General features: G+C 51.1%; 1 protein-coding gene. It reads right to left on the bottom strand.

The window, feature by feature from the left end; all coding sequences use genetic code 11:
- On the bottom strand, nt 1-225 hold a 225-nt coding region (locus LKX83_RS33140; protein WP_227887544.1), incomplete at both ends, for an EamA family transporter.

The following is a 225-nucleotide window of genomic DNA, read 5'->3' as shown; positions in this document are numbered from 1 at the left end:
GAATAACTGCGACTCCAAGCCACTGGAGCATGTGTACGTTTTCCCGGAGTACAATGCTTGACATCAGCGCTGCCATAGGCAGCTCAGCCGCTCCCAATATTGTTGCCAGTCCGCCGCCGATATGCGGCACACCCAATGTAAAAAATAATGTAGGCACAACACCACCAAATAACGCAAGCGGCAGCGCATAGATGAGCAGACCTTCCATCATCGATCCGTTAATGA

Source organism: Cohnella baijiui, assembly GCF_020731285.1.
Lineage (GTDB): Bacteria > Bacillota > Bacilli > Paenibacillales > Paenibacillaceae > Cohnella.
The sequence above is the reverse complement of the archived record's forward strand: the minus strand, read 5'-3'. Positions and strand labels throughout refer to the sequence as shown.